Below are 13,477 nucleotides of genomic sequence, written 5' to 3'. Positions count from 1 at the left end.
GGCGAATCCGAGGTCGAGGAGCGCGGGGACAGCCCGCCGTCTCCGGGCCGAAGACCTGAACCAACGCCGTTGCTTGAGCATCGCCTTGACTTGCTCGAACAGCTCAAAACGGCTAATGGCTGCCCCGTCGCTTTTCGACCTCGGAATAGGGCGGACGGGTTCAGGCTGATGTGGGGTCTTCGGTGTTGGCGGGTGGGATGTTGTGATTGAGCCGGAAAGTGTTGTCAGGATCGTAGACGGCCTTGATTTCGGTGAGGCGCTGGTAGTCCTTGGGCTCGTACGCTGAGCGCACCTCCTTGGCGGCGTCCTCGCCATTCATGAAGTTCAGGAGACGGCCGCCGGTGCTCCACGGGACGAGCGCTTCGAGCATGCGTTTGTGTGCCGGCCGAATTTTGGTGATGTCGGCACGTTCCAGCCGGGAGACCACGTTGAACAGGTATCGCGCGTCCCGGTGACCCACGGCGTTGGCGGCGGCCGGTGGGAGGGCGAGTCGGCCGCCGAGGTGACGCAGTTCGAAGATGTGCGGCACCGGGGCGTGGGGTGGGGCCAGATCGAGGATGGTGCGTACCGCCGTGGTGTCGAGTTCGCCGAGCAGGGTGGTATTGGCCTCGATGTATCCAGGAAAGGGGGGATCGGCGTAGATGGACCCGGCTTCCGTGTAGGGCAGTACGTCGAGGGTGTCGCTCATCGGGCCGAGTGCCCGCAACGGCTCGACCAGGTTCTCGGCGGCATCGAGTACATCCGCGGCGTAGGCGATGCGGACATGGACGGCTTGTCGGCCTCGCAATGCCGCTGGAAATGCAGGGATGTCCGGGTAGGACATCTGCATGATCGATGAGCTCATCTCATCGGGCACGGTGGCCGTCCAGCGTAGGTAGGTGTCGAACACCTCGGCGGCCAGTTCGCCGGGGAACTGCAGTGATCCGCCATAGAGGGTGGTGATCGGCACGAGGCCGATCTCGATGCCGGTGACCACACCAAAGTTGTCCCGACCGCCACGTAGTCCCCAGAACAGGTCTGGGTAGGACTTCTCGGTGACATGCCGCAGCTGGCCGTCCGCTGTGACGACGTCGATGCTGCGTACGTGATCGGCGGCGTAGCCGTAGCGCCGGGAGAGCAGGCTGAGTCCTCCGGCCAGGGTGTAGGACACCACGGCGAGGCCCGGATAGGAGCCTGACAACGGCGCCAACCCGGCAGGCGCGGCCTCGTGAATCACTTCGTCCCATCGGGTTCCGGCTGCCACCCAGGCCGTGTTCGCCTCGAGGTTCACCCGGACACCCGTCATCCGGCTGGTGTTGATCAACACTCCGCCCTCACCGGCGATGCCGGCTGACGCATGTCCGGTGCCCTGCACGGCCACCGGGAGCGCGTGGCTTCTTGCGAATTCCACTGCGGCCCGCACGTCCGCGGTTCCGGTCGCGCCGACCACGAGGTCGGGCCGATGCTGGCGAGCGAGCTGATACCCGGCTCGTTCGGTGTCGTAGCCCTCGTCTTCGGGTGTGAGCACCGGACCTCTCACCCGTTTGGTCAAGGCCTTGACCTTGGCTGGGTCGATGCCGGCGGGCTGGAAGCGTTGTGGATGCGAACTGCTCATGATCATTCCTCGGGTCTGTCGGTATTGGCACTCGATCGGACACGGCGGCCGTAGATAGTAAGGTGACCGTACTATCTGTCGGTACGGTATTGTCAAGTCGCCTGACGAATCACGGCGGAAGGGGGATGTCCAGGATGACGACGCGCGCCGGAAGGCAGGGCGACCAAGGTGTGAGCGAGATCCCGCTTCCCACCTTGTTCACGCAGGCCAAGGACGTCACGATCGCGGAGCTGCACCGGCAACTCGACAAGGAGGGATTCGAGGGGATTCGTTACAGCCACGGCGCCGTTTTCCGGTTCATCGACGCTGAGGGCTCGCGGCTGACCATGCTGGCTGCACGCTCAGGGCTCTCCAAGCAGGCGCTCGGTGAGGTGGTTACCGAGCTCGAGCGGCACGGTTACGTCGAGCGGACGACCGATCCAGACGACCATCGTGCCAAGATCATCCGACTGACCGAACGGGGAACGAAGGCACAGATAGCCGCCGCTCGAATCCTCGGGGATATTGAGCGGCGGTGGGCACAGCGCCTCGGCCAGGATCGAATCGCCGGCATGCGCATAGTGCTGGAAGAGGTCGTCCGCTTCGAAAGAAGCTAGGCGGCGGGCCCTCCCGTTGTCGATCTGCGACCACCCAGTACGACGGCACGTACCAGAGTGTCGATCTTTGTGCTGGGCCTCGGTGAAGGCTGAGGCTTGGTGCGGCTGAGATGAACTGATGTTCCGCAAGGGGATCCCCCACCGGAACACCAGCCGCCGGGCAACCGCCCGAGGTCAGGGTGTTCCGTACAGGTGTTCCGCGAACTGTTCCGGTGAAGGCCCCCTATCCGGAACACTGGCGCGCGTGAACGGAAGCCGCGTCGGCTACGCCCGCTGCTCCACCGACGAACAAGACGTGATCGTCCAGACCGAGCAGCTGCTCGCGCTCGGCATGCCGGAGGAGCGGATCTACATTGACCGCGGGTTCTCCGGCACCACGCGCCGTAATCGAGCCGGCCTCGACCAGGCTCTCGCCGCCGGGTGGACCGGCACCGTCTTCACGGTGACTAAATTCGACCGGTTCGCCCGCAACATGGAGATTCTCACTGGCCTGTCAGGGCGGCGTCCTGTTCGGCCTGGGCGCCAACATCTACGACTGGAACGACCCGTTCGGGCGGCTGTTCCTGCAGACCCTCGCCATCGTCGCCGAGTTCGAGGCCAATTTGGGGCACCTGCGCACTCGCGAAGGCATGGCGCTGGCGAAGAAGAACGGCAAACTTCAGTGCCAACGGCTGTTCCTGGGTTCCTCAACCCCGGTCTTCGAAGATCACGGAGAAACGACCTATCGATTGTTCGGCCCGAACCACCGTCATCATCTTGTCTGTCAGTCCTGCGGCACGGTGATCGAGGGGCCTCCAGTGCCCGAACTACGCCGGTGGCTACGACGCCTGGACACCGAGCACGGCTTTCAGGCCGAACGTCACCACTTTGAGGTCTACGGCACCTGCGGCACCTGCCGTCTCGCCGGAGAGCCTGGCAATATCGCGCCACCCACCCAATGAGACGACGACATGCACTGGCCACCGGGCACGTCGTCGCACCCGGTGGCCGCATGGCCTTAGTCGATCGTGATCAGTCCCCGCTGGTAGGCGCGGACGAGACGGCGGGGGACGCGCAGCTCCCGCCCGTTCACGATGATCGGGACGAGGTCGGGAACGGCGGCCTTCCACTGGCTACGGCGGTGCCGGGTGTTACTGCGCGAGGTTCTGCGCTTGGGCACGGCCATGGCTACCAACTCGCCTTCGTGATGCCGGGCAGTTCGCCGCGGTGGGCCATCTCGCGGAAGCGGACGCGGGAGAGCCCGAACTTGGTGAGGTGCCCACGGGGACGGCCGTCGACGGAGTCGCGGTTGCGGACGCGGGTGGCGCTGGCGTCGCGCGGCTGTCGGGTCAGCTCCCGTGCGGCCTGCGCCCGCTCCTGCGGAGTGCCGGTACGGATGAGCTCCTTCAGCTCCGCCCGGCGTGCGGCGTAGCGCTGGACCACAGCCTTGCGTCGCTCGTTGGCGGCGATCTTGCTCTTCTTGGCCATCAGACCTTCTCTCCCCGGGCCCGGATCTGCGCGATCGCCCTGTCGATGCCGATCCGGTCGATGGTCTTGATCGCCCGGGCGCTGAGCGTGAGCCGGACATAGCGGCCCTCGCCGGGCAGCCAGTAGCGGCGCTGCTGAATGTTGGGGTCCCAGCGCCGCCGGGTGCGGCGGTGGGAGTGGGAAACGTTGTTGCCGAACACCGGCTTGACGCCGGTGAGCTGGCAGTGCGCGGACATCAGGTCCTTCCGTAGCGCTGGTTGAACCGCTCGACGCGGCCTGCGGCGTCCAGGACGCGGTTGCGGCCGGTGTAGAAGGGGTGGCTCGCTGAGGACATGTCCACGACCGGATAAGTGTTGCGGTCGGTCCACTCGATCGTCTTGTCGCTCCTGATCGTGGAGCGCGTGAGGAACGCGAAGTCCGCGCCGGGGTCGCGGAAGACGACCGGGCGGTAGTCGGGGTGGATGCCCTTCTTCATCGCTCCTCCCTGAACAGCACGTGCTGGCGGATGGTCGGGTCGTACTTGCGCAGGGTGAGCCGGTCCGGGGTGTTCCTGCGGCTTTTCCTGGTCACGTAGGTGTATCCGGTGCCTGCCGTGGATCGCAGCTTGATCACGGGTCGCACCTCATTTCTGGCCAAAGCGGTTCCTTTCCACTGGCGAAGCCATGCAATGATAACGAAAACGGTTTTCACTTCAACTCCTGGAGGCTCAGTGTCCACCCCCGTCGTCCTCGTCGCGGGCCTGCACGCCACGGCCCGCGACGCCACCGTCGAGCGGCTGCTCGCCGAGCACCCGGGATCGCTCGCCATCCACCACGACCTGAGCGACGTCGCCCGGGGACATGTGCGGCGCAGCGTCCGCGACGCAACCCGCGTGCTGGAGACGGCCGACGTGCGGCTCGCGCACGGCTGCGTCACCTGCACCGTGCGCGAGGACCTGCTGCCCCAGCTCGTCCTGCTGGCGTCCGGCGCACCATTGCTGATCGCGGACCTGTGGGACTCGGTAGAGCCCCGATCGGTGGCCGAGGCCGTCGACTGCGCCGAAGCCCGGGACATCCTGCGGCTCACCGCCGTACTCACCGCGCTGGACGCCGAGGCCATGCCCGACGACATCACCCGCGGCGAACGCCTCATCGAGGTAGGCAAACCCGCGGCCGTCGGCGACCAGCGCTATCTGGCCGAGGTCCTGGCCCGCCAGCTCGAATACCCCACCGGCCTGGCCCTGCACGGCGGCGACGAAGACGACCACGAACTGTCCCGCGCCATCCTCGCCCACCTCGCCCCCGTCACCCCGATCCACACCGTCTCCTGTCTGCCGCCGGTCACCGGCATCGCCGTGTGCACCGGCGAGCTGGCCGAACGCGTCGACCCGGCCACCGCCCAACTGCCCTGCGACGCCCAGACCGACGAGATCGTCACCGCCGTCTGGCGCAGCCGCCGCCCGCTGCATCCGGCCCGCCTGTTCGAGGCCGTTGACGAGCTGGTCACCGAGTCCGTACGCTCACGTGGCCGCTTCTGGCTGGCCACCCGACCCGGCCAGCTGCTGGCCTGGGACGCCGTCGCCGGCATCGTCTCGGTCGAGGACGCCGGCCCCTGGCTGGCCGCGCTGCCGGAGGCGGCCTGGGAGCTGGTCTCCCCCGCCCGCCGCCTGGCCGCCGCTCTCGACTGGCATCCCGAGCGCGGCGACCGCGTCCAGCACCTCGTCTTCACCGGCCCCGGCCTCGACCCGGCCCGATTCCGCGCCCTGCTCGACTCCTGCCTGCTCACCGAGGCGGAGGAAGCAGCAGGTCCGGACGCCTGGGCACGTTTCGACGACCCGTTCGCCCCCATCCTCACCATCAAGGAGAGCGCATGAAGAACCGCCGCACCCCGCGCAAGAAGCCCAACCCGCTCCCGTACGTCGACCGCATCGACTACAAGGACACCAACCTGCTGCGCAGGTTCGTCTCCGACCGGGGCAAGATCCGCAGCCGCCGCGTCACCGGCGTCACCGTGCAGCAACAGCGCCAGATCGCCAAGGCCATCAAGAACGCCCGGGAGATGGCCCTGCTCCCCTACACCTCCCGGCCCGACGCCTGACCCAGCCGCCGAACCATGCAAAAGCGGCCAAAACGATCCTGTCGTCGCAGCATGAACCGCTACTCTGCTGCCAGCACGGGCGGGGAGGGCGATGACCGAGACGAGCGCGACGGACCAGCTCGCGCCCCATTCCGGGCAAGGCCGGGACGCCGGCGGGATCCGGCTGCCGTGGGCGTTCATCGTCCTGGTGGCCTTGCTGGCGGCGGGCCGGTTCCTGCTGGCGCCGTATCTGACGGCTCCGGCGCTGCAGACGTGGGCGACCGTGTTCGTGGCGGTGTGCGTGCAGGCGCTGCCGTTCCTGGTGTTCGGGGTGGCGCTCGGCGCCCTGCGTATGCGCGCCGGCTGGGGCGAGAGATCGGCGGCACCGGCGACGGTCTGACCGGCACCGCAACGGCCCGGTCGTCACCGTCCAACCCACACTCACCCACACCATCGTCAAGACGCTTGCCTCGTGCGACGCCGTCGTACCTGGAGCTGTCCCGGTGGCGGCCCGCTGGAGCAGCACTCCGCGTGGCAGTACCTCTTCACCTACGTCCTGGCCCGTTGCCGCGTTCGAGTCCTCGACCTGTTCAACCAGCCAGGACACCGGGTGGAGCCGCACGACGGCCCGCCCATGTCCACCGACACTCGCAAAGGACCCTCACTCATGCGTGACCATCTCAGCCGCCGCGGCTTCCTCGGCCTGACCGCCGGAGCCGCCCTGCTCGCCGGATGCGGCACCGGGACCGCCTCCTCCGGCGGCTCCGGCGGGCGGCTGCGTGCCGTGTTCGCCGGCGGCGGCGCCACCGAGGTGCTGGACCCGCACCTGGCCAACCTGTTCAACGAGGCGGCGCGCGCCAAGGCCCTCTACGACAAGCTCGCCGACCTCGGCCCCGATGTCTCACCGCAGCCCCGCCTGGCCGAGAAGTGGGAGCCCAACGCCGACTTCACCCTCTGGCGGATCACCCTGCGACAGGCGCAGTTCCACGACGGGCGGCCAGTGCGCGCCCAGGACGTCCTGGCCAGTTACGCCCGGATCACGGATCCGAAAAAGACCTTCCGCGCCAAGTCCAGCCTCGCGCTCATCGACCTGCCGAACAGCCGGGCGGTCGACGACCGGACGGTCGAGTTCCGGCTCAAGCGGCCGTTCGCCGAGTTCCCCAATGCGCTGGCCGCGTTCGGCGCCTACATCATCCCCGAGGGGAGCACGGACTTCAGCAAGCCGGTGGGCTCGGGCCCGTTCTCCTTCGTGTCCTGGAAGCCGGGCAGCTCCGTGCTGCTCAAGCGCAACCCGAACTACTGGGAGGGCGCGCCGTACATCGAGGAGCTGGAGTTCCTCATCGCCAACGAGGAGTCGGCGCGGGTCAACGCGCTGCTGGGCGGGCAGGTCGAGTACGCGCACGACCTCACGCCAGCCTCCGCCCGCCAGCACGAGGGACGCATCACGATCACCCGCGCCCCCAACAGCGCGATGCACGCGTTCGCCATGAAAGTGGACCGTGCCCCGTTCGACGACCGGGACCTGCGGGAAGCGCTGTTCCTGCTCACGGACCGGCAGCAGCTGGTCGACACCGTCATGCCGGGGGCCGGGCAGATCGGCAACGACCTGTTCGGCAAGGGCTACCTGCATTACGCCGAGAGCATTCCGCAGCGCGCGCTCGACCTCGACCGGGCGAAGTCGCTGATCAAGAAGGCCGGAGCGAACGGGCTCACCATCGAGCTGACCACCTCCACCGCCGCGGCCGGCTTCGTCGAGGCGGCCACGGTCTTCGCCGACCAGCTGCGCGCCGCCGGGCTGAAGGCCACCATCGTCAACGGAAGCAAGGACACGTACTGGTCGGACATCCTCACCAAGGGGTCCATCGCCAGCTTCCGCTCCGGGGCCATGCCGATCGAGACCCACATCGCGCAGCGGCTGCTGTCCGGCTCGACGACCAACGCCACCAAGTGGGCGCGGCCGGAGTTCGACGCGCTCTACGAGACGGCCGTCTCGGCGCGGAACCCCAGCGATAGGGAGGCCGCCTACCTGAAGATGCAGCAGTTGCTGCACGCTGATGGCGGGCTGCTGGTGTGGGGCTTCGCCGACTGGATCGTCGCGACCTCGCCGAAGGTGAGCGGGGTGCAGAACGCGCCCGCGAACACCCTGGACTGGGCCCGCTTCGACAAGGTGAAGCTGGCTTGAACCTGACCCGCTACGCCGCGCGGCGGCTGGCCGTGGGCGCCCTGCAGGTCGCCGGAGTCGCCTGCCTGGTGTTCCTGATGGTGGAGGCGCTGCCCGGCGACGCCGCGGTGGTGTTGGCGGGCGATCAGCCGGATCCGGCGCGGATCGCGCAGATCCGTGCCGGGCTCGGCCTGGACCGCCCCCTCGCGGAACGCTTCGCGACGTGGGCCTCCAGTCTGGTGCAGGGCGACTTCGGTGCCTCACTCGTCTCCGGCCGACCGGTCACCGAGATCATGCTGGACGCGCTGGCCCCCACCGCGATGCTGGCCGGGCTCACCGTGCTGCTCCTGGTCCCGCTGTCGGTCCTGCTCGGGGTGGCCGCCGCGCTGCGTGAGGGAAGCCGGCTCGACCGGGCGCTGACCGCTTTGAGCACCGCGCTCTATGCGGTCCCGGAGTTCGCGCTGGCCATCGTGCTGGTGGCGATCTTCGGCGTGACGCTGGCGTGGCTGCCGCCGACCGGGCTCGGCGGGCTCACCGCCGCCGCCCTGGTGCTGCCCGTAGCGGTGCTGCTGGTCCGGCCCGTCTGCTCCACCGGGCGGCTGGTCCGCTCCGCGATGATCGACGTGCTGGCATCCCCGTACGTGAAGCATGCACGACGCCTGGGCCTCGGCTGGTTCGCGCACGCGCTGCCGAACGCGCTCGCTCCCGCCGTACAGCACCTGGCCCGCACCGTCGACTGGCTGCTCGGCGGCGTCATCGTGGTGGAGGCCGTCTTCGTGGTCCCCGGCCTGGGCAGCACCCTGGCCGACGCGGTCGGCCAGCGAGACCTCCCGGTTCTGCAAGGGATCGCGCTCCTGTTCGCCGCCACGACCGTCCTGGTGAACCTACTCGCCGACGTCGCAGCCTTCCGATTGGCGCCACGCGCATGAGACTCCTCCTGCTTGCCGTACCCCTGGCCATCGCCCTCGCGGGGCCGTGGTTCATTCCGGACGAGTTGGTCCGTGCCGCCTCTTTCGCCGACCCGGGTCTGCTCGGCACCGACTTCGCCGGACGCGACGTGTGGCACCAGGTGCTCCTGGGCGGGCGAGCCCTCGTGCTGACGGCCGTCCTCGCCACCGCAGGGGCCTACCTGCTGGGCACCGTGTGGGGCCTGGCCGCGGCAACCGGACCGCGGATGGTCGACGAGTTCCTGATGCGGCCGCTCGACGTGCTCATGGCGGTGCCTTCCCTGCTGCTGCTCCTGGTGGTGGCGACCCTGGCCCCCGGCGGAGCGCTCGTCTGGATCGTCATGCTCGTCCACCTGCCCGACATCGCCCGTCTGGTACGCGCCTGCGCGCTGGAGATCGGCGCCCGGCCGGCCGTGGAGGCCATGCGGCTGCAGGGTGAGAGCTGGTGGCGGATCACCGTCGGGTACGTCGCGCGTTCCATGTCCCGCGTGCTCGCCACCGACGCCGGCACCCGGCTGACCGGGTCGCTGTACCTCATCGCCGCCGCGAGCTTCCTTGGAGTCGGGGTGTCGCCGGACGCCGGCGACTGGGCGGTGATGGTCGACCGCAACCGAGGCGGGCTCTTCCTCAACCCGTGGGCGGTCCTCGCCCCCGCCTTGCTGATCGTCATGCTCGCCGTCGGGCTGAACCTCACCGTGGATCGCACCCTGAAGAAGGCACTTCATGATCACAGTTGACGATCTGGCAGTCGCCGTCCCCGGACGGACCCTGGTGGACAGGATCAGCTTCACCCTGCCCGCGACGAAGACGCTGGCCCTGGTCGGCGCCTCCGGCAGCGGCAAGACGACCACGGCGCTCGCGCTGCTCGGCGAGCACCCACCCGGCGCCCACGTCACCGGCCGGGTCGTCGTGGCCGGACACCAGGTCGCACCCGGGCAGCCCCCGCCGCCCGGGACCGTCGGGTTCATCCCGCAGCACCCCTCCGCCGTCCTCAACCCGGTGCTGCGCATCGGGTCGGTCCTCCGGCAGATCGCGGCACGGCACGGCACCGGCGTCTCCGAAGCCCTGCGCAAGGCACGCCTCCCCAACGACCGGGACTTCCTGCGGCGCTTCCCGCACCAGCTGTCCGGCGGCCAGCAGCAGCGGCTCGTCCTGGCGCACGCACTGCTGGCCGACCCGTCCGTGATCGTCGCCGACGAACCCACCACCGGCCAGGACGCCATCACCCGGGCCGAGGTCGCCGCCGAGTTGTCCGGGCTGGGCGTCGCCGTCGTCCTGCTCAGCCACGACCTCGGCCTGGTGCGGGAGCTGGCCGACCAGGTCGTCGTGCTCAAGGACGGGCGGATCGTGGAGTCCGGGCCCGCCGTACTGGACGCCCCGCGCAGCGAGTACGCCAAGGCGCTGATCACCGCGCGAGCCGAGATGTCGAAGACCCGCATGGAACCGCTCCCTGTGCTGGAAATCGCAGGTCTCGGCACCGAGATTCTGCGCGAGGTAGACCTCGACGTCACCCGCGGCGAGCGTCTGGCCATCGTCGGCCGCTCGGGCAGCGGAAAGACAACGCTCGCCCGCTGCGTCGCCGGCCTGCGCCCCTGGACCTCCGGCTCCGTACAGCTGGTCGACCACCCCCTGCCACGGTCGTCCCGTCGACGCAGCCGCGCCGACCTGGCCCGCGTACAGTACGTCTTCCAGGACGCCCGGGCCTCGTTCGACCCCCGGCGTGCCGTCGTGGAGCAGGTCGCCAGAACCGCTGTACGGCTGCGCGGCCTGGCCTCCCCCGCCGCACGCGGGGAAGCCTTCGAGACCCTGGCCTCACTCGGGCTGGGCCGGGAGACCGCGCAGCGACGCCCGGACGGACTGTCCGGGGGCGAACTCCAGCGCGCCGCTCTGGCCCGCGCTCTGCTCGCCCACCCCGACGTGCTGATCTGCGACGAGATCACCTCCGGACTGGACCCCATTACTCAGGCGGAGGTCCTCAACCTGCTCACCGGCCTCGACCTGACCCTGATCGTCATCAGCCACGACCTCCCCCTGGCCGCCCGGATCGCCGACCGGGTCGCGGTCATCCACGAGGGGCGCCTGATCGAGCACGGCCCGGCCGATCAGGTGCTCCGCCACCCGTCCCACCCCGTCACCCGTGCCCTCACCGGCCTGACCGAGGAGTCCTCCCATGCCCTATGACATCCGCCCCGCCCGCCCCGGAGACCTGGATGGCGCCCGCAGCCTCATGCTCGACACCTTCTACCGGGAATTCGGCTACGGCTACCTCCCGGAGTGGCACCAGGACGTGATCGACCTGGAAGGCACCTACCTCCGCACACCCCGGCACGCGCTGTTCGTCGCCGTCCACGGCGACGAGGTGGTGGGCACGACCGGAGTGCGGGCCGTGGGACCGAAGAGCCCTCCGCATCCGGCGTGGCTCGCCGAGCAGTACCCCTCCGGCAGCACCGCCCAACTGTTCCGGGTCTACATACGACCGGCGCACCGCCGCCAGGGCCTTGCCCGCGAGCTAGTGAAGCGAGCATGCGCATACGTCGCATCCGCTCCCGGCTACACCCACCTCTACCTGCACACCGATACCCGCGTCGAGGGCGCCGAGCCCTTCTGGAGGTCGGTCGCCGTCCCGATCCACGACGACCGGGACGGCGATCCGTCCCGCTTCCAGACCGTCCACTTCGAAGTCCCGCTTTGAGCCCGTGCCCTGGAGCCGCCTCTGGTACGGATCGCGATCCGGCACCCCCTGACCAGAACCTGGCGATAGGCCGCCACCGACTCCCGGCGTTGCTCTGCGCATCCGCCTGAATAGCCGTGCGGCAACTCCCGAAGGTTCAGATCAGGGGTACGGGTGGCGGATGCTCGCCACCCGCACCTGGCCGACCGGGGTCAGCGGAGCTGGCGGAAGAAGCCGCGAATGTCGTCGACCAGCAGGTCGGGCGCGTCGGGCGCGGCAAATGGCTGCCTTGTCGTACACGTTCCAGGACAGGATGTTCTTGTGGTCGCGTTCGGCTGATTGCACACGTGTCACGGTGTGCAGCCTGAGCGGCGACGGCTACCGCGCCGCGGCCAAGCACGCCCATGTCGATGCTCAGCATGTACCTCGTGCCCGACAGTATCCACCGCAGGATTGGTTGAAACGGTCATAGGCCGTTCCGGTCGAGTGGTTCAGGCACGAGAGGAGGCCTCGGCACCTAGCCGAGGCCCCTTCTTCGCCAGCGTCGGTAGGGGGTCAGAAGTCGAACTCGCCCTTTTTCGCACCGTCGATGAACGCGGCCCATACCTCGGGCCGAACGACGAAGGGAGCCTGGTCAGGCGCTTCGGTGTCACGAATGCCGACACGGCCGCCGGACAATGGTGCGACTTCGAGGCAGTCTCCGCCGTTTCCGGTCGAGCGTGTCGCCTTGCGCCAGGCCGCCGTCTCCAGCTCGGCCGTCAGGTCCATTTCTCCACCATCTTCCTGATGAATTCGACCGACGCCCTCTGAGGGAGAGCATCCGCCCTGATGGCGTCCAGCTTCATGGTAACCAGCTCAACCACCTCGGCGTAGCTCGTCACGACGGGCTCGGCTGCGGTCTCCAGATAGACCGTGTGACGGACGCCGTTGGGCGCTTGCGCGATGACGATACCTCCGCTCAAGCCGGGGTTGGCGCCCAGTGGACAGATCTGCACGGTGATGTGCGGGACTCGCGCTGCTTCCAGCAATCGCTCCAGTTGCTCCCGCATGACTCCGGGGCCGCCGATGGGCCGGCTGAGCACCCCTTCGTCCAGCACCACCAGGTAGCGAGGGGGGTGGGTGCGGGTCAGGATCTTCTGCCTGGCCAGGCGGGTGGCAACGAGGGCATCGATGCGTTCAGTGTCGTAACCGGACTCGCTTTCCAGCAAGGCGCGGGCGTAGTCGGCTGTCTGCAGCAGCCCCGGGACCACCAGGGGCTGCCAGGTGCGCAGGGACTGGGCCTGTTCTTCCTCCTGGAGCCAGGGGGCGAACCAGGTGGGAGCCGTGTCGCGATGGTGTGAAAGCGATGCCCACACCTCGCGCAGCCCGGAACCGAGTGCTTTCTCGCACTCGCTGAGGAACTGTTCGGTGGGCGAGCGTTTGCCGACCTCGACCGCTCCTATCTGACTGGATGAGTATCCGGCGCGGCGGCCGAGCTCTGCTTGGGTGAGCCGTGCCTCTTCACGCATGCGCCGCAGTTCAGCGCCGAAGGCCGCCGTCCTGCTCGCGTTCGGATCAAGTTTGCGTGCCGCGGGCATACTCCACCTCCGCATGACTGTTGCCACACCAACCGCGCATCCCACACCCAGGAATGCGACAACCTGTCGGATGAATGGCGGTGAAAACTGTCCCACAAATTACTGCCGAGACGCAAAGCTATGGAGATATCACTGGGAGTCAAGAGGTTCTGAAGCCTCTATCCCACAGATGATCTCGGAGGCGGCGTGGCATACAACTGCCACAAAGTGAACAAAAGCGGCAGGGTGGCGGCTTACGTGAATTCGCATTCATGTCCGGCAGATATAGGGTCCGGCGAATGGCCGGGCAATGGCCTGGCCCTGTGTCAGGCCAGTCAGGTCGCCGCCGTTCGGACCGATGCGAACCACGACATCATCGGCCTGCCTCGAGGGCCCATCCACGAACTGATCGCCCATGCTTCTGACCACG

18 protein-coding genes and 2 pseudogenes are annotated in these 13,477 nt (G+C 68.4%); 12 read left to right on the top strand and 8 right to left on the bottom strand.

Features of this window, described 5'->3' with window-relative positions; genetic code table 11:
• Nucleotides 1-160 precede the first annotated feature (160 nt).
• Complete coding sequence (locus tag AB0J87_RS37220; RefSeq protein ID WP_363973195.1) at nt 161-1,594, bottom strand: FAD-binding oxidoreductase; 1,434 nt, start codon at nt 1,592-1,594, stop codon at nt 161-163.
• Nucleotides 1,595-1,728: 134 nt separating this feature from the next.
• Here AB0J87_RS37220 and AB0J87_RS37215 point away from each other — a divergent pair, with 134 nt between their 5' ends.
• The 4 genes and pseudogenes from AB0J87_RS37215 to AB0J87_RS37200 all read left to right on the top strand — a co-directional run bounded on the left by AB0J87_RS37215 (nt 1,729) and on the right by AB0J87_RS37200 (nt 3,131).
• Nucleotides 1,729-2,190, top strand: a complete 462-nt coding sequence (locus AB0J87_RS37215) for a MarR family transcriptional regulator (protein ID WP_363973192.1) — start codon at nt 1,729-1,731, stop codon at nt 2,188-2,190.
• Between the two features lie 118 nt (nt 2,191-2,308).
• Nucleotides 2,309-2,611: pseudogene (locus AB0J87_RS37210) on the top strand (recombinase family protein); the annotation flags it as partial.
• A gap of 64 nt (nt 2,612-2,675) precedes the next feature.
• Nucleotides 2,676-2,786, top strand: a pseudogene (locus AB0J87_RS37205) (hypothetical protein); the annotation flags it as partial.
• 33 nt (nt 2,787-2,819) lie between these two features.
• Nucleotides 2,820-3,131, top strand: coding sequence for a transcriptional repressor (locus AB0J87_RS37200; protein ID WP_363973189.1), 312 nt, complete (start codon nt 2,820-2,822; stop codon nt 3,129-3,131).
• 56 nt (nt 3,132-3,187) lie between these two features.
• Here AB0J87_RS37200 and rpmF read toward each other — a convergent pair whose 3' ends face one another.
• The 5 genes from rpmF to rpmG are packed head-to-tail and all read right to left on the bottom strand — an operon-like array spanning nt 3,188 to nt 4,293.
• Complete coding sequence (gene rpmF, locus AB0J87_RS37195; RefSeq protein ID WP_185074868.1) at nt 3,188-3,355, bottom strand: 50S ribosomal protein L32; 168 nt, start codon at nt 3,353-3,355, stop codon at nt 3,188-3,190.
• A gap of 2 nt (nt 3,356-3,357) precedes the next feature.
• The gene (gene rpsN, locus AB0J87_RS37190; RefSeq protein WP_363973185.1) at nt 3,358-3,657 is read right to left on the bottom strand and encodes a 30S ribosomal protein S14; all 300 of its coding nucleotides are present in this window, start codon (nt 3,655-3,657) and stop codon (nt 3,358-3,360) included.
• Nucleotides 3,657-3,893, bottom strand: coding sequence for a 50S ribosomal protein L28 (gene rpmB / locus AB0J87_RS37185; RefSeq protein ID WP_363973182.1), 237 nt, complete (start codon nt 3,891-3,893; stop codon nt 3,657-3,659). Before rpmB ends, rpsN begins: the two co-directional genes overlap by 1 nt.
• Entirely contained in the window at nt 3,893-4,132 is a 240-nt protein-coding gene (locus AB0J87_RS37180; protein WP_363973179.1) for a type B 50S ribosomal protein L31, read from the bottom strand. Before AB0J87_RS37180 ends, rpmB begins: the two co-directional genes overlap by 1 nt.
• Nucleotides 4,129-4,293, bottom strand: a complete 165-nt coding sequence (gene rpmG / locus AB0J87_RS37175; protein WP_132630004.1) for a 50S ribosomal protein L33 — start codon at nt 4,291-4,293, stop codon at nt 4,129-4,131. Before rpmG ends, AB0J87_RS37180 begins: the two co-directional genes overlap by 4 nt.
• Nucleotides 4,294-4,366: 73 nt before the next feature.
• Here rpmG and AB0J87_RS37170 point away from each other — a divergent pair, with 73 nt between their 5' ends.
• The 8 genes from AB0J87_RS37170 to AB0J87_RS37135 all read left to right on the top strand — a co-directional run bounded on the left by AB0J87_RS37170 (nt 4,367) and on the right by AB0J87_RS37135 (nt 11,512).
• The gene (locus AB0J87_RS37170) at nt 4,367-5,509 is read left to right on the top strand and encodes a GTP-binding protein (protein ID WP_363973174.1); all 1,143 of its coding nucleotides are present in this window, start codon (nt 4,367-4,369) and stop codon (nt 5,507-5,509) included.
• Nucleotides 5,506-5,733, top strand: a complete 228-nt coding sequence (rpsR, locus tag AB0J87_RS37165; RefSeq protein ID WP_363973171.1) for a 30S ribosomal protein S18 — start codon at nt 5,506-5,508, stop codon at nt 5,731-5,733. The genes AB0J87_RS37170 and rpsR overlap by 4 nt, the downstream gene beginning before the upstream one ends.
• A 91-nt stretch (nt 5,734-5,824) precedes the next feature.
• Complete coding sequence (locus AB0J87_RS37160; RefSeq protein ID WP_363973168.1) at nt 5,825-6,112, top strand: hypothetical protein; 288 nt, start codon at nt 5,825-5,827, stop codon at nt 6,110-6,112.
• 72 nt (nt 6,113-6,184) lie between these two features.
• Nucleotides 6,185-7,894 (top strand): ABC transporter substrate-binding protein, encoded by a 1,710-nt coding sequence (locus tag AB0J87_RS37155; protein ID WP_363973165.1) that lies wholly within the window; start codon nt 6,185-6,187, stop codon nt 7,892-7,894.
• Nucleotides 7,891-8,802, top strand: a complete 912-nt coding sequence (locus AB0J87_RS37150; RefSeq protein ID WP_363973162.1) for an ABC transporter permease — start codon at nt 7,891-7,893, stop codon at nt 8,800-8,802. The genes AB0J87_RS37155 and AB0J87_RS37150 overlap by 4 nt, the downstream gene beginning before the upstream one ends.
• Nucleotides 8,799-9,557: an ABC transporter permease subunit gene (locus tag AB0J87_RS37145; protein ID WP_363973159.1), complete on the top strand. Its 759-nt coding sequence runs from the start codon at nt 8,799-8,801 to the stop codon at nt 9,555-9,557. Before AB0J87_RS37150 ends, AB0J87_RS37145 begins: the two co-directional genes overlap by 4 nt.
• Entirely contained in the window at nt 9,544-11,001 is a 1,458-nt protein-coding gene (locus AB0J87_RS37140) for an ATP-binding cassette domain-containing protein (RefSeq protein ID WP_363973156.1), read from the top strand. The genes AB0J87_RS37145 and AB0J87_RS37140 overlap by 14 nt, the downstream gene beginning before the upstream one ends.
• Nucleotides 10,991-11,512, top strand: a complete 522-nt coding sequence (locus AB0J87_RS37135; RefSeq protein WP_363973153.1) for a GNAT family N-acetyltransferase — start codon at nt 10,991-10,993, stop codon at nt 11,510-11,512. Before AB0J87_RS37140 ends, AB0J87_RS37135 begins: the two co-directional genes overlap by 11 nt.
• Before the next feature lie 534 nt (nt 11,513-12,046).
• Here the strand turns inward: AB0J87_RS37135 and AB0J87_RS37130 are convergent.
• Nucleotides 12,047-12,259 (bottom strand): DUF397 domain-containing protein, encoded by a 213-nt coding sequence (locus AB0J87_RS37130; protein ID WP_363973150.1) that lies wholly within the window; start codon nt 12,257-12,259, stop codon nt 12,047-12,049.
• Complete coding sequence (locus AB0J87_RS37125; protein ID WP_363973147.1) at nt 12,250-13,068, bottom strand: helix-turn-helix transcriptional regulator; 819 nt, start codon at nt 13,066-13,068, stop codon at nt 12,250-12,252. The genes AB0J87_RS37130 and AB0J87_RS37125 overlap by 10 nt, the downstream gene beginning before the upstream one ends.
• Between the last annotated feature and the right edge of the window lie 409 nt (nt 13,069-13,477).

The sequence above is a fragment of the Nonomuraea sp. NPDC049625 genome (genome assembly GCF_040675285.1).
Lineage (GTDB): Bacteria > Actinomycetota > Actinomycetes > Streptosporangiales > Streptosporangiaceae > Nonomuraea > Nonomuraea angiospora_A.
The sequence above is the reverse complement of the archived record's forward strand: the minus strand, read 5'-3'. Positions and strand labels throughout refer to the sequence as shown.